Source organism: Halomonas litopenaei (assembly GCF_017303055.1).
GTDB lineage: Bacteria > Pseudomonadota > Gammaproteobacteria > Pseudomonadales > Halomonadaceae > Halomonas > Halomonas litopenaei_A.
The window spans coordinates 143,326-161,294 of record NZ_JAEKJT010000004.1 but is presented as its reverse complement, the minus strand read 5'-3'; the positions used below and the strand labels follow the sequence as shown (position 1 = coordinate 161,294).

The 17,969-nt window shown below is 63.2% G+C and carries 16 protein-coding genes; 15 read left to right on the top strand and 1 reads right to left on the bottom strand.

All coding sequences use genetic code 11. The features are described from left to right. The first annotated feature begins 139 nt into the window (after nucleotides 1-139). The 11 genes from nrdR (at nucleotide 140) to JF545_RS08045 (ending at nucleotide 13,066) form a co-directional block, all read left to right on the top strand. Complete coding sequence (gene nrdR / locus JF545_RS08095; protein ID WP_206941173.1) at nucleotides 140-625, top strand: transcriptional regulator NrdR; 486 nt, start codon at nucleotides 140-142, stop codon at nucleotides 623-625. After that, on the top strand, nucleotides 622-1,794 hold the full coding sequence (gene ribD, locus JF545_RS08090) for a bifunctional diaminohydroxyphosphoribosylaminopyrimidine deaminase/5-amino-6-(5-phosphoribosylamino)uracil reductase RibD (RefSeq protein WP_206941164.1): 1,173 nt from the start codon (nucleotides 622-624) through the stop codon (nucleotides 1,792-1,794). Before nrdR ends, ribD begins: the two co-directional genes overlap by 4 nt. 231 nt (nucleotides 1,795-2,025) lie before the next feature. Then, entirely contained in the window at nucleotides 2,026-3,171 is a 1,146-nt protein-coding gene (gene ribBA / locus JF545_RS08085; protein ID WP_206941162.1) for a bifunctional 3,4-dihydroxy-2-butanone-4-phosphate synthase/GTP cyclohydrolase II, read from the top strand. A gap of 105 nt (nucleotides 3,172-3,276) precedes the next feature. Then, the gene (gene ribH, locus JF545_RS08080) at nucleotides 3,277-3,774 is read left to right on the top strand and encodes a 6,7-dimethyl-8-ribityllumazine synthase (protein ID WP_206941160.1); all 498 of its coding nucleotides are present in this window, start codon (nucleotides 3,277-3,279) and stop codon (nucleotides 3,772-3,774) included. Continuing rightward, complete coding sequence (gene nusB, locus JF545_RS08075; RefSeq protein ID WP_206941158.1) at nucleotides 3,771-4,271, top strand: transcription antitermination factor NusB; 501 nt, start codon at nucleotides 3,771-3,773, stop codon at nucleotides 4,269-4,271. Before ribH ends, nusB begins: the two co-directional genes overlap by 4 nt. A 12-nt stretch (nucleotides 4,272-4,283) precedes the next feature. Continuing rightward, a complete protein-coding gene (gene thiL / locus JF545_RS08070; protein WP_206941155.1) occupies nucleotides 4,284-5,243 on the top strand; it encodes a thiamine-phosphate kinase in 960 nt (319 codons plus the stop codon). Next, nucleotides 5,240-5,713 carry a phosphatidylglycerophosphatase A family protein gene (locus JF545_RS08065; protein WP_206941153.1) on the top strand — a complete coding sequence of 158 codons (474 nt, stop codon included), beginning with the start codon at nucleotides 5,240-5,242 and terminating at the stop codon, nucleotides 5,711-5,713. The genes thiL and JF545_RS08065 overlap by 4 nt, the downstream gene beginning before the upstream one ends. Before the next feature lie 48 nt (nucleotides 5,714-5,761). Then, on the top strand, nucleotides 5,762-7,018 hold the full coding sequence (locus tag JF545_RS08060) for a DUF945 family protein (protein WP_206941150.1): 1,257 nt from the start codon (nucleotides 5,762-5,764) through the stop codon (nucleotides 7,016-7,018). A gap of 141 nt (nucleotides 7,019-7,159) precedes the next feature. Next, on the top strand, nucleotides 7,160-9,607 hold the full coding sequence (lon, locus tag JF545_RS08055; RefSeq protein ID WP_206941148.1) for an endopeptidase La: 2,448 nt from the start codon (nucleotides 7,160-7,162) through the stop codon (nucleotides 9,605-9,607). A 272-nt stretch (nucleotides 9,608-9,879) separates the two neighbouring features. Continuing rightward, complete coding sequence (gene ilvD / locus JF545_RS08050) at nucleotides 9,880-11,727, top strand: dihydroxy-acid dehydratase (protein ID WP_206941146.1); 1,848 nt, start codon at nucleotides 9,880-9,882, stop codon at nucleotides 11,725-11,727. Between the two features lie 247 nt (nucleotides 11,728-11,974). Next, on the top strand, nucleotides 11,975-13,066 hold the full coding sequence (locus JF545_RS08045) for an oxidoreductase (RefSeq protein ID WP_206941144.1): 1,092 nt from the start codon (nucleotides 11,975-11,977) through the stop codon (nucleotides 13,064-13,066). An 18-nt stretch (nucleotides 13,067-13,084) separates the two neighbouring features. Here JF545_RS08045 and nudE read toward each other — a convergent pair whose 3' ends face one another. Then, the gene (gene nudE / locus JF545_RS08040; RefSeq protein ID WP_206941141.1) at nucleotides 13,085-13,669 is read right to left on the bottom strand and encodes an ADP compounds hydrolase NudE; all 585 of its coding nucleotides are present in this window, start codon (nucleotides 13,667-13,669) and stop codon (nucleotides 13,085-13,087) included. Between the two features lie 220 nt (nucleotides 13,670-13,889). Between nudE and yrfG the strand changes: the two genes are divergently transcribed. The 4 genes from yrfG to JF545_RS08020 all read left to right on the top strand — a co-directional run bounded on the left by yrfG (nucleotide 13,890) and on the right by JF545_RS08020 (nucleotide 17,793). Next, nucleotides 13,890-14,564 (top strand): GMP/IMP nucleotidase, encoded by a 675-nt coding sequence (gene yrfG / locus JF545_RS08035; RefSeq protein WP_206941140.1) that lies wholly within the window; start codon nucleotides 13,890-13,892, stop codon nucleotides 14,562-14,564. Beyond that, on the top strand, nucleotides 14,557-14,943 hold the full coding sequence (locus tag JF545_RS08030; RefSeq protein WP_206941138.1) for an RNA-binding S4 domain-containing protein: 387 nt from the start codon (nucleotides 14,557-14,559) through the stop codon (nucleotides 14,941-14,943). The genes yrfG and JF545_RS08030 overlap by 8 nt, the downstream gene beginning before the upstream one ends. A gap of 99 nt (nucleotides 14,944-15,042) precedes the next feature. Continuing rightward, on the top strand, nucleotides 15,043-15,918 hold the full coding sequence (hslO, locus tag JF545_RS08025; RefSeq protein WP_206941135.1) for an Hsp33 family molecular chaperone HslO: 876 nt from the start codon (nucleotides 15,043-15,045) through the stop codon (nucleotides 15,916-15,918). A gap of 318 nt (nucleotides 15,919-16,236) precedes the next feature. Beyond that, a complete protein-coding gene (locus JF545_RS08020) occupies nucleotides 16,237-17,793 on the top strand; it encodes a phosphoenolpyruvate carboxykinase (RefSeq protein WP_206941133.1) in 1,557 nt (518 codons plus the stop codon). The last annotated feature ends 176 nt before the right edge of the window (nucleotides 17,794-17,969 follow it).

Here is a 17,969-nt window from a genome sequence, read left to right as displayed (position 1 = left end):
TTGGCAGGATAATGCACAACATCAAGCACAGGGCGTGCCAACTGGCATCGCGCAAAGGGCTTGGCGGACGGTTGCGCTGGGCGAAAAAGGCCGCAACCGTTACACTATGGCGACATTTTCTCCTGCCGGACTGCCCGCTATGCATTGCCCTTTCTGTGGCGCTCAAGAGACTCGTGTGACCGATTCCCGGCTGGTTGCCGAAGGCGACCAGGTGCGTCGACGTCGGCAGTGCGCGGGATGCGGGGAGCGCTTCACTACCTATGAGACCGCCGAACTGGTGATGCCGCGGATCGTCAAGGCCGATGGCTCCCGTGAGGTGTTTGACGAGAGCAAGCTGCGAGCGGGCATGCTGAGGGCTCTGGAAAAACGCCCGGTCAGTGCGGAATCCATCGAAGCGGCGGTGGAGCGCATACGCCAGAACCTGAGGGCCCGAGGGGAGCGTGAGGTCCAGGCGCGGGTCGTGGGTGAGGAAGTGATGAACGCGCTCAAGCGCCTGGACCAGGTGGCTTACATTCGCTTCGCCTCGGTGTACCGCAGATTTCAGGACATCGACGAGTTTCGTGCCGAGATTGACCGGTTGGCTCAGGAGCCGAACTTCACCCCCGACAATGAGGAGCCGTCATGAGCCGCGACGATGCACCTCCGGCGTCAGCCCCCGGCCATGATGCCCACTGGATGGCGAGGGCGCTTCGCCTGGCTGAGCATGGCCGCTACACCAGCATGCCGAATCCGCGTGTCGGTTGCGTATTGGTCAAGGATGGCGAGTGGCTGGCCGAGGGCTTTCATGAGCGTGCCGGTGAGCCCCATGCGGAAATCCATGCGCTGAACGGCGCCGGTGAGCGCTCCCGTGGCGCAACCGCCTATGTGACGCTGGAGCCATGCTCTCATCATGGTCGCACCGGCCCCTGCTGCGATGCCTTGATCCAGGCGGGCGTCGCCCGGGTCGTGGTGGCCATGCAGGACCCCAACCCACAGGTCGCTGGGCGCGGCATCCAGAGGCTGCGTGAGGCAGGTATCGAGGTGCTGGTCGGTTGTCTTGAGGACGATGCGCTGACCTTGAATGCGGGCTTCGTATCGCGCATGACCAAGGGGCGCCCGCGGGTGCGCCTGAAGCTGGCCATGAGCCTCGATGGGCGTACCGCCATGGCCTCCGGCGAGTCCCAGTGGATCACCGGCCCTGCGGCACGCCGCGATGTGCAGCGCCTGCGTGCCCAGAGCTGCGCGATTCTGACTGGCGTCGACTCCATCATCTTCGATAACTCGCGACTGACGGTGCGAGCCGAGCAACTGGGGCTCGATCAGGCTGACACCATTGCCCGTCGCCAGCCGCTGCGCGTGGTGGTCGATTCGCGTCTGCGCATGCCGTTGGCGGCTGCCTGTCTGAGCGAGCCCGGTCAGACCCTGGTGGTCTGCGTCGAAGGCGTCGAATCTCCTCGCCGGGAAGCGCTGGAGCGCAGCGGGGCCCGAGTACTGGAAATGCCGGCCGGCGAGGACGGTCGCGTAGATCTGCCGACGCTGCTCGACTGGCTGGGGCGTGAAGAAGGATGCAACGAGCTGCTGGTCGAAACCGGAGCGACCCTTGCCGGTGCCATGATGGATGCCTGTCTGGTGGATGAGCTGCGCCTCTACATGGCGCCGACGCTGCTTGGACCCGAGGCTCGTGGACTGATGTCGTTGAGCGGGATTGACCAGATGGCTCATCAGCGACCGCTCGAGATCATCGATATTCGCGCCTTGGGCCAGGACTGGCGAATTTTGGCTCGCCCCGCGCTGCCTGCCTGCACAGGGCGCTGAGCTAACGCCCTGGTAATGACAGAGCCCTGATAACCTAGAGCCCTGATGACCTAGAGCCCTGATTATTCTAGCGCCCTGATACGGGGCCGGGTGCAGGTGCCCGCGTGGATACGTGGTTCTCCGCATACCCTCTCATTCGCCGCCACTGGCGCCCAGGCGCGTCCCACGGTACCCTGACGGCCGTTTCTGGCCGCCGTCGCCGTGTGGCCACTTCAGATCCAGGGAGCACACATGTCGCAGTCTTCCAGCGGGGGCCTGGCCCCTATTGCCGAACTCGTCGAGGATATCCGTCAAGGCCGCATGGTCATCTTGATGGATGATGAGGATCGGGAAAACGAAGGTGACATCATCATGGCGGCCGAGAAGGTGGAGGCCAGCCATATCAATTTCATGGCGGTTCACGCTCGCGGCCTGATCTGCATGCCGATGACCCGCGAGCGTTGCGAGCAGCTCAAGCTTCCGCTGATGGTGCAGGATAACGGTTCTGGTTACGGCACCAAGTTCACCCTGTCCATCGAGGCCGCCGAGGGCGTCAGCACCGGCATCTCTGCAGCGGATCGCGCACGCACCGTGCAGGCGGCCAGCGCTCGCAATGCGCGCCCCGAGGATATCGTTCAGCCGGGCCATATCTTTCCGCTGATGGCGGAGCCGGGTGGCGTGCTGCGGCGTGCCGGCCACACCGAGGCGGCCTGTGATCTGGCGGCGCTTGCCGGGTGCGACCCCAGCGGTGTGATCTGTGAAATCATGAACGAAGATGGCACCATGGCCCGCCGGCCGGAGCTCGAGCGCTTTGCCGAGACCCATGGCATCAAGATGGGCACCATCGCCGACCTGATCCACTACCGCATCCACAACGAGCAGACGGTGGAGGAGGTAGAGCGGTTGCCGGTCAGCACTGCCTATGGCGAGCTGACGGCCCACGTCTTTGCCGACCGCATCCACAAGGTGCACCATCTGGCGCTGGTCAAGGGACACCCGACACCGGATGGCGTGACCACGGTGCGCGTCCATCTGGCCAACGAGATGCGTGACCTGATGTGCCTGGTCAAGGGTGAAGAAGCATCCTGGCGTGCGCATCAGGCGCTGGAAGAGGTGGCGCGAGCCGAGCACGGCGTGTTTGTGCTACTCGATGACATGCGCTCCCGCCAGGACCTCAACGACCTGCTACAGGTCTTTCTCGAGCGCCGCCGCACTGCCCGCGGCAGTGAGTCGGACGGGTCGGGCAACTACCTGACCATCGGCACCGGCTCCCAGGTCCTGCGCGAGCTTGGAGTAGGCAAGATGCGCCTGCTTAGCTCCCCCTGGAAGTTTTCGGCGCTGTCAGGCTTTGACCTGGAAGTGGTGGACATCGTGTCGCCCACTGATCTAGACGCATGATGATTCCCAGGCGATGCCCCAAGGCATCACCTGGGGATTCGGCTATCCATTAGGGGATTATCCCCGACTGCCGGCCAGGTGCCGGCGAATTCAGGAAATTTCAAGATGCAACCTATCTCCCAAGTCGAAGGCAGCTTTGTCGAGGTTCAGGGCCGCTACGTGATCGTCGTGGGCCGCTTCAACCACCATGTGGTGGACTCTCTGGTGGAAGGCGCTGTGGACAGCCTGGTGCGCCATGGCGTGGACATGGAGATGATCGATATCGTTCATGTTCCTGGCGCCTGGGAACTGCCTCTGGCCGTCAAGCGGGTGTTGCAGGTGGCCAAGCCCGACGCGGTGATCGCCCTGGGCGCCGTCATCCGCGGTGGCACGCCTCACTTCGAGCACGTGGCCGGCGAGTGCAACTCGGCCCTGTCGCGTCTTCAGCTCGACTTTGACACGCCGGTGGCGAATGGCGTGCTGACCGTGAACTCCATCGAGCAGGCCATCGAGCGTGCCGGTACCAAGGCAGGCAACAAGGGAACCGAAGCGGCCATGGCCGCCATGGAAATGGTCTCCCTGTTGCGCCACTTTGGTGACGATGGCGAGGAGACCTCCGCATGAGCCGTGAACAGCGTGCGCCGACCAAGGCTCAGCAATCCCGTCGTGCCGCCCGCGAGCTGGCGGTGCAGGGACTCTACCAGTGGCAGATGACCGAGAAATCGATCAGCGCGGTGGAAGCCGAGTTCCGCAGCCAGGTGCCGGATGATGACCTGGAAACCCATGAGAACTGGCTCAAGGTGATGGAAATCGCCGACCTGGCGCTGTTCCATGAGCTGCTGCACAACGTCGCTCGCTATCGCAAGGAGCTCGACGCGGACATCGCTCCCTTGCTCGACCGTCGTCTCGAGGACATCGATCCGATCGAGCTGGCCATCTTGCGTCTCGGTGCCTACGAGCTGTCGCGGCGCCTGGAAGTGCCGTACCGTGCGGTCATCAACGAAGGGGTCGAGCTGGCCAAGTCGTTCGGTGCGACGGATGGGCACAAGTACATCAACAGCATTCTCGACAAGCTGGCGATCAAGCTGAGAAGTGCCGAGGTCAGTGCCCGTCGCCGCTGAAGGTCGCTGCTGATGTACGGAGAATTCGAACTCATCCAGCGCTGGCTGGCACCGGCGAGACGCGGGTCTGCTGACGCGTCCGGCGTAAGCCTGGGCGTCGGTGACGATGCCAGCCTGATGCAGCCCACCCCGGGCCATGAGCTGGTGGTCAGCGTCGACACGTCGGTCGAGGGGCAGCACTTTCCGCCAGGTGCGCCAGCCGCTGCGCTGGGGCATCGAGCCGTGGCTGTCAGTCTCAGTGATCTGGCGGCCATGGGTGCCAGACCACGCTGGTGTCTGATGGCATTGACCCTGCCTGACGCCAACGACGACTGGGTGGCAGAATTCGCTCGTGGCTTCCATGCTGTGTGCGATAGCGCCGGTATGGTGCTGGTCGGCGGAGATGTGACCCGCGGTCAGCGCGCCATCAGTGTCACCGTCATGGGCGAGGTGCCGACCGGACAGGCACTGCGCCGTGATGGGGCCAAGGCCGGTGACGTGCTGGCGGTGACCGGAGCCCTCGGCGGAGGCGCCGGCGGTCTTGCCGCATGGCAGGGCGGAGCGCGAGATATGGAGCAGCCCCTGCTGAAGCGTTACCTGCTGCCCGAAGCGCGGTGGCAGGCCGGTGAAGTCCTGCGCGGGTTGGCGAATGCGGCCATCGACGTGTCCGATGGCTTGCTGGCAGACCTGGATCACGTGCTCAACGCCTCAGGCGTCGGTGCTGTCCTGGATAGCGCCTCGCTGCCTCTGGCCGACGGGCTGGCCGCCGAGCTGGGCCAGGATGCCGCCATTGAGGCGGCGCTATGCGGCGGGGATGACTATGAGTTGCTGGTCTCCTTGCCCCCGTCACGGGTCGCCCAGGCGAAGGCTGAGCTGCTGGCTCTGGGCATCGAGCTGACGCCGATCGGTCATTTGACCGAGACGCCTGGCATACAGGGCGTGAAGATCCCATCCAGGGCTGGCTGGCAACATTTCCACGGAGGGACATCGTGAACAAAGCACCGGCTAGCGTCTGGCACCGGCCGACCCACTTTCTTGCCTTCGGGCTTGGCAGTGGGGCGGCGCCCTTTGCTCCAGGTACCTTCGGCACCCTGGCGGCCATTCCGTTCTACTGGCTGTTGTCAGAGCTGACCCTCGGTTGGTACCTGGTGATGATCGCCATCACCTTCGTGTGGGGCGTCTGGTTATGCGACAAGACCTCCCGCGACCTGGGTGTCCACGACCACTCCGGCATCGTCTGGGATGAGTTCGTCGGCTACTGGTTGACCATGGCGGCGGTGCCCTTCTCATGGGAGGCGGCACTGTGGGGCTTTGTTGTCTTCCGGGTCTTCGACGTCATCAAGCCCTGGCCGATTCGCTGGGCGGATCGGCGTGTTGCCGGCGGTTTTGGCATCATGGTCGATGACGTCTTGGCGGGGGTCTACTCCTGGTGCACCATGCACCTGTGGTTCTGGTTGCACTGAGCGAGCGGTGCGTCAGAGGAAGACGTTCGCTGGCTGAGAGGAAGGAACATGCGCAAGGAACGATGGATCGTACCCGTAGTGGTGGTGCTGGCGGTGGCCTGGGCCGTGGCTCAGTACCTCGCCAGCCTGCTGTTCGAGCGTGAGCTTGCGCGTGCGCTGGCCGACCTGGAAGCCAGGGGCGACCTGCGCATCTCGCGCAGCGATGTCCGGCAAGGCTGGCTGAGCTCATCCGGCGTACTGCATATCGCCCCCCTCATCGGCCACGCCTGGCACCTGTCGCTGCCCTACGATGCGCGCCACGGCGTCCTCGATACCAGTGTCATCGGTACTGTGGAGCTGCATGTCGGCGAGGCCGACGAGCGGCTGTTTGGCGATGCCATTCCCGCTGCCCCGCCGCGCTGGGAAGCCCACTATCGCACCCTGGGCGGTACCCTCCAGGGTGAGCTGGCGCTGGCGCCCTTCATTGTCAGCCAGTCGCCCCCTCGCAGCGGCCCCCGCTCGCTGCATTTCTCGGGTGCGCGGATCGCCTTCGATGGCATCTACGGTGACTGGCGAACCCGCATGACCGTCGATTCCGTACAGTTGCGTGATGGTGAGGCCCGACTCGAGGTCGGTCCGCTTCAGTATCAGAGCCGCTATGCCTACACCCCAGGGGCGCTTCACTTCAATCAGCAGGACAGTCTGACCATCGAGGCGCTGAGCCTGCGTCATCCGCAGGTCAATCTGGACGGCACCTCGATCGTGCTGCAGACCGACACCCAGTTGGATGACAGTGAACTCAGGCTGAAGAGCAATCTGACGCTTGGCGAAATTCGCTCCGGCAACGACATGCTGGTGGATGGCGAGCTGAGCATCGAGCTGTCCCGGATCAATGCCGACGCGCTGCGCTCTGTCGTTGAGCTGGCGCGCCACAAGACGGCATTGGGCACGGTGTCGTTGGACGACGCCGCGGCGGATTCGGCCATGGATCGGGCGCTGGCTCAGCTGCTCAAGGACTCCCCGCGACTGGATCTGGTCGACGTCAACCTGGATAGCCCCATGCTCGGGCTGAGCCTGCATGGGGATGGCGTTGTCGTGTTTGATCCGCGTGAGCTGGATCAGTTGAGTCCCCTGGCGCTGGATGATCCCTCGATGCGCGCCAAGTTTCGGGAGCGCCTGGACGGCGATTTCGAGTGGCGTGAACCTCCTGCCGTAGTGGCGCTGTGGCTGAGATTGCCGCTGGATACGTCGATGCTGGGCATCGACGTGGTCAAGGGCCAGCTGCGCATCAATGGACGCCCGCTGCCGCCGCTGCTGGGCCGCTGACGCCAGATGATGGCTCCCCGCGTTGTCGCACCGGCACGCACTAACGCGCTTGGTTGTCACCCCACGCCTTGAACTTGGCGTCGATCGCCCACATTCCTGAGTAGCATATGGGCAAGGCCCCAACTTCAGGATGAGGTGACCATGAGCGATGATCGTGATTCCCGGTCTGATGAGCTGGACTGGATTCCCCTTGGCGGTGCTGCTGACGACGGTCAGAACGATGACGATGACAGTCAGTCCCAGCTTGAAAGCCATGCGGTGATTCCTGCAAGTGCGAGTCTGCCGGAGCGGTTGTACCTGCTGCCGATCCATAATCGTCCCTTCTTTCCGGCCCAGGTTCAGCCGTTGGTGATCAACCGCGAGCGCTGGTCCGAGACCATCGAGAGGGTGGCCAATACCCCCCACGACACCGTAGGCCTTGCGTTTGTCGGGGAAGCGGGCGTGGAAGAGCTGTCCTACGAAGACTTCCCTACCATCGGCACGGCGGTGAAAGCGCACAAGCTGCAGGGTGAGGATCAGCAGATCCAGTTCATCGCCCAGGGCGTCCGGCGCTTCAAGATCGAGCGCTGGCTGTCGCGCAAGCCGCCATTTCTGGTCGAGGTGTCGTATCCCCGCGAGCCGGTGGATACCGAGGACGACGAGACCCGTGCCTACGCCATGGCATTGATCAATGGCATCAAGGAGCTGCTGCCGATCAATCCCCTCTACGGCGAAGAGCTCAAGCACTATCTCAATCGCTTCAGCCCCCACGAGCCTGGACCGCTGACGGACTTTGCGGCGGCCATCACCTCGGCGCAGGGGGGGGAGCTGCAGGACGTGCTGGCGACGCTGCCAGTGGTTCCGCGCATGCAAAAAGTGCTGCCGCTGTTGCGCAAGGAGATTGAAGTCGCGCAACTGCAGAGCGAGATCAGTGAGCAGGTCAACGCCCAGATGCAGGAGCGTCAGCGTGAGTTCTTCCTGCGTGAGCAGTTGAAGGTGATCCAGCGCGAGCTGGGCATCTCCAAGGACGATCGCGAGAACGATGTGGATACCTTCCGGGCTCGCCTGGAAGGGCGCGAGGTGCCGGAGCGGGTTCAAGAGCGTATCGATGACGAACTGGGCAAGCTGTCGGTGCTGGAAACCGGCTCCCCCGAGTACGGCACCACGCGCAACTATCTGGACTGGCTGACCGCCATGCCCTGGGGCCAGCAAAGCCAGGATCAGCTTGATCTGGCCCATGCCCGCAAGGTCCTCGACCGCGATCATGACGGACTGACCGACGTGAAAGAGCGGATCGTGGAGTTTCTTGCCGAAGGTACGTTCAAGGGCGATGTCGGGGGCTCTATCGTGCTGCTGGTCGGCCCACCCGGGGTCGGCAAGACCTCTATCGGGCGCTCCATCGCCGAGGCACTCGGTCGCGAGTTCTACCGCTTCTCGGTCGGCGGGATGCGTGACGAGGCCGAGATCAAGGGCCATCGCCGGACCTACGTGGGGGCCATGCCGGGCAAGCTGGTACAGGCACTCAAGGAGGTCGAGGTCGAGAACCCGGTGATCATGCTCGACGAGATCGACAAGATGGGTCAGTCGTTCCAGGGTGACCCTGCATCGGCACTGCTGGAGGTGCTGGACCCTGAGCAGAACGTCGACTTCCTCGATCACTATCTGGACGTGCGCCTCGACCTGTCCAAGGTGCTGTTCGTGTGTACCGCGAATACGCTGGATTCGATTCCGCCGGCGCTGCTGGACCGGATGGAGCAGATTCGGCTGTCTGGCTATATCGCTGAGGAAAAGCAGGCGATTGCCCGCCATCATCTGTGGCCCAAGCTGCTGAAGCGGGACAACATCCCGAAGAAGCGCATCAACCTGACAGCGGCGGCGCTGCGCCAGGTGGTCGAGGGCTATGCCCGTGAAGCGGGAGTACGCCAGCTGGAGAAGCAGCTTCACCGCATTGTGCGCAAGGCTGCGGTAAAGCTGCTCGAGAATGACCAGGAAACCGTCAAGGTATCGCTCAAGAACCTGGAGGAATTTCTCGGTGCGCCGCTGTTCCGTAAGGAAAAGGTGATGAAGGGGCAGGGCGTTGTGACGGGACTGGCCTGGACGTCCATGGGCGGCGCCACTCTATCCATCGAAGCGGGCAAGGTGCATGGGCTGGATCGCGGCTTCAAGCTGACCGGCCAGCTTGGGGACGTGATGAAGGAGTCCGCCAACATTGCCTACAGCTACGTGCAGGGGCACCTGAGCGAATACGGTGCGGATGCCGGATTCTTTGACGCCAGCTTCGTGCACATGCACGTGCCCGAGGGGGCGACCCCGAAGGATGGTCCCTCGGCTGGGGTGACCATGACTACCGCGCTGCTGTCGCTGGCCCGCCAGCAGCCGATTGACCGCAATCTGGCGATGACCGGTGAACTGACCCTGACGGGGCAGGTGCTACCGGTGGGGGGTATTCGGGAGAAGGTCATCGCCGCTCGACGCAGCGAGATCTTCGAAGTCATTCTGCCCGAGGCCAATCGGCGTGATTATGACGAGCTGCCCGACTATCTGAAGGAGGGCATGACCGTACACTTTGCCGGCCGCTATCAGGACGTGGCCAAGGTCGTGTTCGGTTGATGGACTGAGCGAGGACGCTGGGGCTCTGTCTGACAGGCCCCAGCGCCTTCGTAGCCAGCGCTTGTCCGGTGTCGAGGACGATCAACGGCACGTCAATCACTTTGCTGCTTCCAGCATGTCTACTCGCCCCCGGTGTCTTGCCGGGGGCGACGCGTTGTATCCGCGCAAGGCTTTCCAGTGCTGCCCCGGCGTGACAGAATCGATGGTCTGGACACGAGACACCGCCTGGCGGCCAAGGGCCCCACAGGTGGACAAAAAATGACGAGGATTCCATGCCAGAGTATCGCTCCCGAACCACTACCGCCGGTCGCAACATGGCCGGCGCCCGCGCCCTGTGGCGCGCCACCGGCATGAAGGATGACGACTTTCACAAGCCGATCATCGCTGTGGCCAATTCGTTCACCCAGTTCGTCCCGGGCCACGTGCACCTCAAGGACATGGGGCAGCTAGTCGCCCGCGAGATCGAGAAAGCCGGCGGCGTGGCCAAGGAATTCAACACCATCGCCGTGGATGATGGCATCGCCATGGGCCACGACGGCATGCTGTATTCACTGCCCAGCCGTGACCTGATCGCAGACAGTGTCGAGTATATGGTCAATGCCCACTGCGCCGATGCGCTGGTGTGCATCTCCAACTGCGACAAGATCACCCCGGGAATGCTGATGGCCGCCATGCGCCTCAACATCCCGGTGATCTTTGTTTCCGGCGGTCCGATGGAAGCCGGCAAGACCAAGCTGCTGGATCACGGTCTCGACCTGGTCGATGCCATGGTCATGGCCGCCGACGACTCGGTGGACGAAGAAACCCTGAACGAGGTCGAGCGCAGCGCCTGCCCCACCTGTGGCAGCTGCTCCGGCATGTTCACCGCCAACTCCATGAACTGCCTGACAGAAGCGCTGGGTCTTGCGCTGCCCGGCAACGGTACGGTGCTGGCAACCCACGCGGATCGCCGTCGTCTGTTCGAGACCGCAGGCGAGCGCATCGTGGAATTGGCCAAGCGCTATTACGAAGGTGACGAGGCGCACCTGCTGCCCCGTGCCATCGGCTCCAAGGCGGCGTTCAAGAATGCCATGACCCTGGACATCGCCATGGGCGGCTCGACCAACACCATTCTGCACCTGCTGGCCGCGGCCCAGGAAGCAGGCGTCGACTTCAACATGCCGGATATCGATCGTCTGAGCCGTGAAGTGCCCCAGTTGTGCAAGGTGGCGCCCAACACCCAGAAGTACCACATCGAAGACGTCCATCGTGCCGGCGGTATCATGGCGATTCTCGGCGAGCTTGACCGGGCTGGCGTGCTCGATACGTCCGTGCCCACCGTGTATGGCGACAGCCTGCTCGAGGCACTGGACGAGTGGGACATCATGCGCAATCCCTCGGCGGAAGTGGTCAACTTCTTCAAGGCCGGGCCCGGCGGCATCCCGACCCAGACGGCATTCTCCCAGAGCGCGCGCTGGCCGAGTCTCGATGGCGACCGCGCTACCGGCTGTATTCGTGACTACGCCCATGCCTTCTCCAAGGAAGGCGGTCTGGCCGTGCTGCACGGAAACATCGCCGAAAGCGGCTGTGTGGTGAAGACTGCCGGTGTCGACGACAGCATTCTGGTCTTTGAAGGGCCGGCCCACGTCGTGGAGTCCCAGGATCAGGCGGTCGAGCACATCCTTGGCGGTGAAGTGAAGGAAGGCGACGTCGTGGTCATCCGTTACGAAGGACCCAAGGGCGGTCCCGGCATGCAGGAAATGCTGTATCCGACCTCGTACCTGAAGTCCAAGGGGCTGGGCAAGGCCTGTGCCTTGCTGACGGACGGCCGCTTCTCAGGGGGCACTTCGGGACTGTCGATCGGCCACGTATCGCCAGAAGCGGCGGCAGGTGGCGCGATCGGTCTGGTCGAAAATGGCGATTTGATCCGCATCGACATTCCCAGCCGTACCATCAACGTGCTGCTGGATGACGCGGAGCTTGCCGCCCGCCGCCAGCGTCAGGATGAGCGTGGCAAGGAGGCCTGGACGCCTCGTATCACGCGACTGCGCAAGGTGACACCGGCACTCAAGGCCTACGCGCTGCTGGCGACGTCGGCCGACAAGGGCGCGGTTCGCGACCTCGAGAAGCTGGACGCCTGATCCAGGCCGCTGGCAAGTATTCGAGGTGATCGAAGGCCGGCTGATGCCGGCCTTCAACGTTACTGAGCCTTCTACCCCAGTGGGCTGCCTTGGAGGGTGGCGACCGGCGTCCTGCGTTGGCCCGGGGCTAGCGTGAGTGCTGGAACTCGATTAATTCCGAGGATTTGGTCATGCTGGGAGCAATAGATATCGACGGATCAATAAAGCCCTCGACAAGACGGGCGCAACGCGGGCACAGGGGCCGAACATGAAGACACAGACGCTTAACGTGGGGCTGGTGGGGTACGGGATGGCGTCACGGACGTTCCATGCGCCCTTGATCCAGGCTGCGCCTGGACTTGAGTTGACGGCGGTGGTGAGCTCCGATGCGTCCAAGGTGTTGAACGACCTGCCGGATGTCACGGTGCATGGCAAGCTCAGCGAGTTGCTCGATGTGCGCCACGTGGACCTGGTGGTCATTGCGACGCCCAATGAACAACATTACGCCATGGCCAAGGCGGCGCTGGCGGCTGGCAAGCACGTGGTAGTGGACAAGCCTGTGACCGTTTCAGCTTCTGAAGCACGTCAGCTGCGGGCCCAGGCCGACCGGTCGGAACTTCTGCTCAGTGTCTTTCACAATCGTCGCTGGGACTGTGACTTTCTGACGGTGCGTCAGTTGCTGGAGGAAGGACGGCTTGGGCGGGTGACGTCGTTCACGTCCCGCTTTGATCGCTATCGCCCGGCGGTGTCCAACCGCTGGCGCGATCATCACAAGCCGGGAGGCGGCATCTGGTACGACCTTGGCCCCCACCTGCTGGACCAGGCCAGGGAGCTGTTCGGAATGCCTCGTGCGATCCTGCTGGAGCTGGCGACGGCGCGAGAGGGAGCAGAGGTCGATGATGACTTTCTTGCGCTGCTCGAGTACGACCGCTTGAGGGTGACGCTGCAGGCCAGCTCCCTGGTGGCCGAGGCGAGCCCGCGCTTCGTGGTGCACGGCACCGAGGGCAGCTATTCGGTCTACGGGCTGGATCCCCAGGAGGGCTGGCTGAAGCAGGGGATGGCGCCAAGCGACAACTGGGGTGTCGACGACTCTCCGGGTCAGCTGACGCTGAACCGCGGCAGTGCCGAGGAGCCTGAGTTGATCAGCGAATCCTGTCCGTCGGTGCCCGGCAACTACCCTGCTTTCTACGCCGGTATTGCTCAGACCCTGCTGCATGGCGACCCGCCCCCCGTCACCGGAGAGCAGGCGGTGGATGTCATGACGCTGCTTGAGGCGGGGCTCGACAGCTATCGTCAAGGACGCTGGGTACGTCTGAAAGAGGGCAACAGCAACTTGAGGCGTCTGCACGCCAGGCGCTGAGGTTGCCTCCAGCAGCGTTCACCAGAGCCGGTTGTCAGGCTGGTCGCCGCGCAGCCGGTCCCGTGCAATGTAGAGTGCGGCGATGGCACGCGCCTCATGGAAGTCTTCCCGGGCCAGCAGGGCGGGAAGACTGTCCAGGGCATGGGTTTCGACAACCAGCGGCTCCGGTTCGTCTCCCTCGAGGCGCTGGGGGTAGAGGTCGCTGGCCAGCATGACCTGGATGCGCTGTCGCATGTAGTTGGGTGACAGTGACAGTTCGATCAGCGGTTCGATGCGTCTCGCGCCGACGCCGCACTCCTCCATCAGCTCCCGATTGGCCGCGGTGACGATGTCCTCACCGGGGTCGACGACGCCTTTGGGCAGGGTCAGCACGTAGTCCTCGAACCCTGCGGCGTACTCGTGAATCAGCAGGACATGTTCAGGGTCGGGCATGGCCACGATCATCACCGCGCCAATCCCCTGTCCATTACCCAGCAGTCGTTCGAAGCGTCGTTCGGCGCCATTGGAAAAGCGCAGGTCGAGCTCCTCCACGCGAAACAGGCGGCTTTCGGCGACGGTCTTGCGCGACAGAATGTGGGGTTTCTCCCGGGTACGGTCTTCCATGGCTTCTCCTGGCGTCAATGGGAAGGCGGGGGCGCTCGTGCTGGCCGAGTCGATCGTCCTGGCCTTGGCCACAGGGTCCGGCCTGCGCCGGAGCGCATGCGAGCCCGAATGCCTTTGAGGTACACTAACACGTTACGCTGACGGTCTTCCGGGAAGCCTTTTGCCTGGCGGTATCGGCCGGGTCACGGCAACCGGGCGGCACACGAGCTGGAGAGACGTAATGATCGATTGGGACACCATCGATACCGTATTGCTGGATATGGACGGCACCCTGCTGGACCTGCATTTCGACAGCCATTTCTGGCTCGAGCACCTGCCGCGTCGTTATGTGGAACTGCACAAGCTGGATGAAGCGACTCAGGACGTCGTGCGCGAGCGCATCATCCGCGAGCAGGGCACGCTCAACTGGTACAGCCTGTCTTACTGGAGTCGCGAGCTTGACGTGGATATCGTCGCGCTCAAGCGAGAGGTTCAGCATCTCATTGGCCTGCGTGGCGATGCGCTGGATTTTCTTGGCTGGCTCAAGAGTGCCCACCCGCGGGTGGTGCTGGCCACCAATGCAGACCGCGAGAGTCTGGCGCTCAAGCTGCCGCTGACTGGCCTCGACGAGTATCTTGATGCCATCGTGTCGTCTGCCGATATTGGCGAACCCAAGGAAGAGCAAGCCTTCTGGCATGCGCTGAACGAGATCGAACCCTTCGACCGTCAACGCACGCTGTTTATCGACGACAACGCTCACGTGTTGGAAAGTGCACGTGAGTACGGCATCCGTCATCTGCTGGGGATTCGTCAACCGAACAGCCGCCGGCCCGAGAAGACGCTCAAGGATTTCGTGGCGCTTGGTCGTTTTGCCGAGATCATGCCTGAGGTCCCGGGAGGCGGTTCTCGTGGATAGCGTTCGACTCGACAAATGGCTGTGGGCTGCACGCTTCTTCAAGACCCGCGCGCTGGCCAAGAAGGCCATCGAGGGCGGCAAGGTGGAAGTCGATGGGGCCAAGGCCAAGACCAGCAAACTGGTGAGTCCCGGGATGCGCATTCGTGCGCCCCAGGGGTGGGATGTCTGGGAGGTCGAGGTGGTTCAGGTCAGTGAGCAGCGTCGTGGCGCACCCGAGGCCAGGCTGTTGTATCAGGAGACCGAGCAGAGCCGTGAGCGCAGAGAGCGCGAGGCCGAGCAGCGCCGTCAGGCCAACGAGGTCTTTCAGCATCCCCACAAGCGGCCGGACAAGCGCGCCCGCAGAGACATCAAGCGCTTTCAGCGTGAAGGCGGGTCCTGAGCCTCCCCCGTCGAGCGTCAGCTCGAAATGTCCGAACCCACGGTCCATCCTTCTTTTTCTAAGCGCGTCCTGTGAGGCGCGCCTACCGAGACGCTTTACATGATTGATCAGATTCAGCGATTCATCATCGATAACACCAATGTGCGGGGCGAGGTGACTCGCCTGGAACAGGCTTACGCCGATGTACTGGCACGGCACGAGTATCCCGCTGCCATCAATCGTCAGCTCGGCGAGCTGCTGGCCGCGGTCGCGCTGTTGACCGACACCGTCAAGCTCGACGGCACCATGACCATCGAAGTGCGTGGCAGCGGTGACGTTTCCCTGCTCATGGCCGAGTCCAACCCCGGCGGTGAGCTTCGGGCCATCGCTCGCCTGGCAGAGGGGGCGGCCCTGCCTGGAGACCAGGAGGGCTTTCGTTCGCTGGTAGGCGACGGCCAGATCGTGATCACCCTGGACCCTCGTGAGGGGCGCCGCTATCAGGGCATCGTCGGCATTGAGCACGCCAGCCTGGCGGGATGCCTGGAAGCCTACTTCACCCAGTCGGAGCAGCTGCCTACCCGTTTGTGGCTGGCAGCGGACGGGGTCAACGCCGGCGGTATGCTGCTGCAGCGGTTGCCCGATGAATCATTGAATCAGGATGATGACGCCTGGGATCGCGCCTGCCATCTGGGCGAGACGCTCAAGGACGAGGAACTGCTGTCCCTGGAGGCATCGACGCTGCTGACACGGCTGTTCCATGAGGAATCTCTGCGCGTCTTCGACGCCAAGGCGTTGCGCTTCGGCTGTACCTGCTCAAGGGCACGTATTGCCGGGGGGCTGCTGTCCCTTGGGGAGGACGAGTTGCGACACGTCGTCGCGGAGCAGGGCGACATCGAGACCCAATGTCACTTCTGTCACACTCGGTACGTGTTCACTGCCGCCGATGTGGAGTCGCTGCTGGAGAACCCCGACGCGGATACCGCCACGGTGCACTGAGGCTGTGGCCTTGGGGGGGGCGGCACCGGGCACGGCTGCTCGTAGCGAAATAGGGCGTGTAGTCAAATGACAGGAAATGCCCGAAAACCTTCATGATGTTGTAGTTAAACTACAATAACGTCTTGAAAAATGGGCATTTCCTGCGCTGAAGTTTTTTGTCATAATCGCCGCCGATCCTGCCCGTGTCGTTGCTCGGACGATGCCACGTCATCGCAGAAGACGGTTTAACCGCGTAGCCGACGCGCCGGATCCAACGCATCGCTCCTTTGACCAGGCGGTGCCAGTCCACGAGAGAGAAGCCGAAGGCCCAGGAATCCTATGACCACCACCCAGCAGTCTCCCGTCGTTCACGTCAACCTCAGTACTGCCGAGCTCATCGAGCGCGCGGTGGCCAATGGCGAGGGCCGTCTGGCCTCCCACGGAGCCCTCGTGGTCAAGACCGGCGAACGCACTGGTCGCTCGCCCAAGGACCGCTTTATCGTCGATGAGCCGTCCACCAGCGCCAAGATCGACTGGGGCAACGTCAACCGTCCCTTCGACGCCGAGCGCTTCGATGCCCTGTGGACGCGAGTGGAAGGCTATCTGGGTGAGCAGGACAGCTACGTCAGCGAGCTGCACGTGGGCAGCGACCCGACTCACTACCTGCCGGTGCGGGTGACCACGGAGACGGCATGGCACAACCTGTTCGGCCGTACCATGTTCGTGCGTCCCGAGGCCTATAACCCTTCGCGCAAGGACGAGTGGGCCATTCTCAACGCACCGCACTTTGTGTGTGACCCAAGCCGTGACGGCACCAACTCCGACGGCTGCGTGATCATCAACTTCGCCAAGCGCCGGGTGTTGATCGCCGGCATGCGTTACGCCGGTGAAATGAAGAAGGCCATGTTCTCGGTGCAGAACTTCCTGCTGCCCGAGCTCGACGTGCTGCCGATGCACTGCAGCGCCAACGTTGGCGAGGACGGTGAGACCACGTTGTTCTTCGGTCTGTCCGGCACCGGCAAGACCACCCTGTCGGCGGATCCGGGTCGTTTCCTGATCGGTGACGACGAGCATGGTTGGGGCGTAGGTACCGTGTTCAACTTTGAAGGCGGGTGCTACGCCAAGTGCATCGACCTGTCCGAGAAGAATGAGCCGGTCATCTGGAATGCCATCAAGTTCGGCACCGTGCTGGAAAACGTGGTGCTCAACGACCGTCGTGAGCCCAACTACGCCGACGACAGCCTGACCCAGAATTCCCGGGCGGCGTATCCGCTGGAGCACGTGGAAAAGCGTGTGGCGGAAAACCGTGCCGGCGAGCCAAGCGCCATCGTCTTCCTGACCTGCGACATGAGCGGCGTCCTGCCGCCGGTGTCCGTGCTGTCCAAGGAAGCTGCTGCCTATCACTTTCTGTCCGGCTATACCGCCAAGGTGGGTTCGACCGAAATGGGCTCTTCCAGCGGCCTTGAAGCAACGTTCTCCACCTGCTTCGGTGCGCCGTTCTTCCCGCGCCCTGCGCGCGAGTATGCCGACCTTCTGATCAAGCGCGTCGAAGAGAAGGATGCCCAGGTCTACCTGGTCAACACCGGCTGGACCGGTGGTGCCTATGGTGAAGGCGGTTCACGTTTCTCCATTCCCACGACACGCGCCATCATCCACGCCATTCAATCCGGCGTACTGCGCGACGTCGAAACTCGCCAGATCGACGGCCTCAACCTGTCTGTACCTACGGCGGTGCCCGGCGTCGAGTCGCGTCTGCTGGATCCCCGTCAGACCTGGGAAGACCTCGCGGCCTACGACCGCAAGCGCGACGAGCTGGCGGCCAAGTTTGTCGAGAACTTCAAGAAGTTCGACGGCGTCAGCGATGCCATCGTCAAGGCCGGGCCGAGCCTGGTCTAGACGCCGCACCGGCGCTGCCAGCGGGAACCTTGCCAGAGAGGAACCTTGGGTAAGCGGCGCGGTCGAGAGAGGAGAAGGCGAAAGCCTTCTCCTTTTTTTGTGAGTCGATAATGACAACGGCATGGCCGTGCGGCTGTAAGGTCGAGTGATATCGGTGCGACTGAGCAGCGACCCTG

Excerpts from the sequence above, each read along its gene's own strand:
- nrdR (WP_206941173.1), top strand. The coding sequence starts at position 140 with ATGCATTGCCCTTTCTGTGGCGCTCAAGAGACTCGTGTGACCGATTCC.
- ribD (WP_206941164.1), top strand. The coding sequence starts at position 622 with ATGAGCCGCGACGATGCACCTCCGGCGTCAGCCCCCGGCCATGATGCC.
- ribBA (WP_206941162.1), top strand. The coding sequence starts at position 2,026 with ATGTCGCAGTCTTCCAGCGGGGGCCTGGCCCCTATTGCCGAACTCGTC.
- ribH (WP_206941160.1), top strand. The coding sequence starts at position 3,277 with ATGCAACCTATCTCCCAAGTCGAAGGCAGCTTTGTCGAGGTTCAGGGC.
- nusB (WP_206941158.1), top strand. The coding sequence starts at position 3,771 with ATGAGCCGTGAACAGCGTGCGCCGACCAAGGCTCAGCAATCCCGTCGT.
- thiL (WP_206941155.1), top strand. The coding sequence starts at position 4,284 with ATGTACGGAGAATTCGAACTCATCCAGCGCTGGCTGGCACCGGCGAGA.
- JF545_RS08060 (WP_206941150.1), top strand. The coding sequence starts at position 5,762 with ATGCGCAAGGAACGATGGATCGTACCCGTAGTGGTGGTGCTGGCGGTG.
- lon (WP_206941148.1), top strand. The coding sequence starts at position 7,160 with ATGAGCGATGATCGTGATTCCCGGTCTGATGAGCTGGACTGGATTCCC.
- ilvD (WP_206941146.1), top strand. The coding sequence starts at position 9,880 with ATGCCAGAGTATCGCTCCCGAACCACTACCGCCGGTCGCAACATGGCC.
- JF545_RS08045 (WP_206941144.1), top strand. The coding sequence starts at position 11,975 with ATGAAGACACAGACGCTTAACGTGGGGCTGGTGGGGTACGGGATGGCG.
- nudE (WP_206941141.1), bottom strand. The coding sequence starts at position 13,669 with ATGGAAGACCGTACCCGGGAGAAACCCCACATTCTGTCGCGCAAGACC.
- yrfG (WP_206941140.1), top strand. The coding sequence starts at position 13,890 with ATGATCGATTGGGACACCATCGATACCGTATTGCTGGATATGGACGGC.
- hslO (WP_206941135.1), top strand. The coding sequence starts at position 15,043 with ATGATTGATCAGATTCAGCGATTCATCATCGATAACACCAATGTGCGG.
- JF545_RS08020 (WP_206941133.1), top strand. The coding sequence starts at position 16,237 with ATGACCACCACCCAGCAGTCTCCCGTCGTTCACGTCAACCTCAGTACT.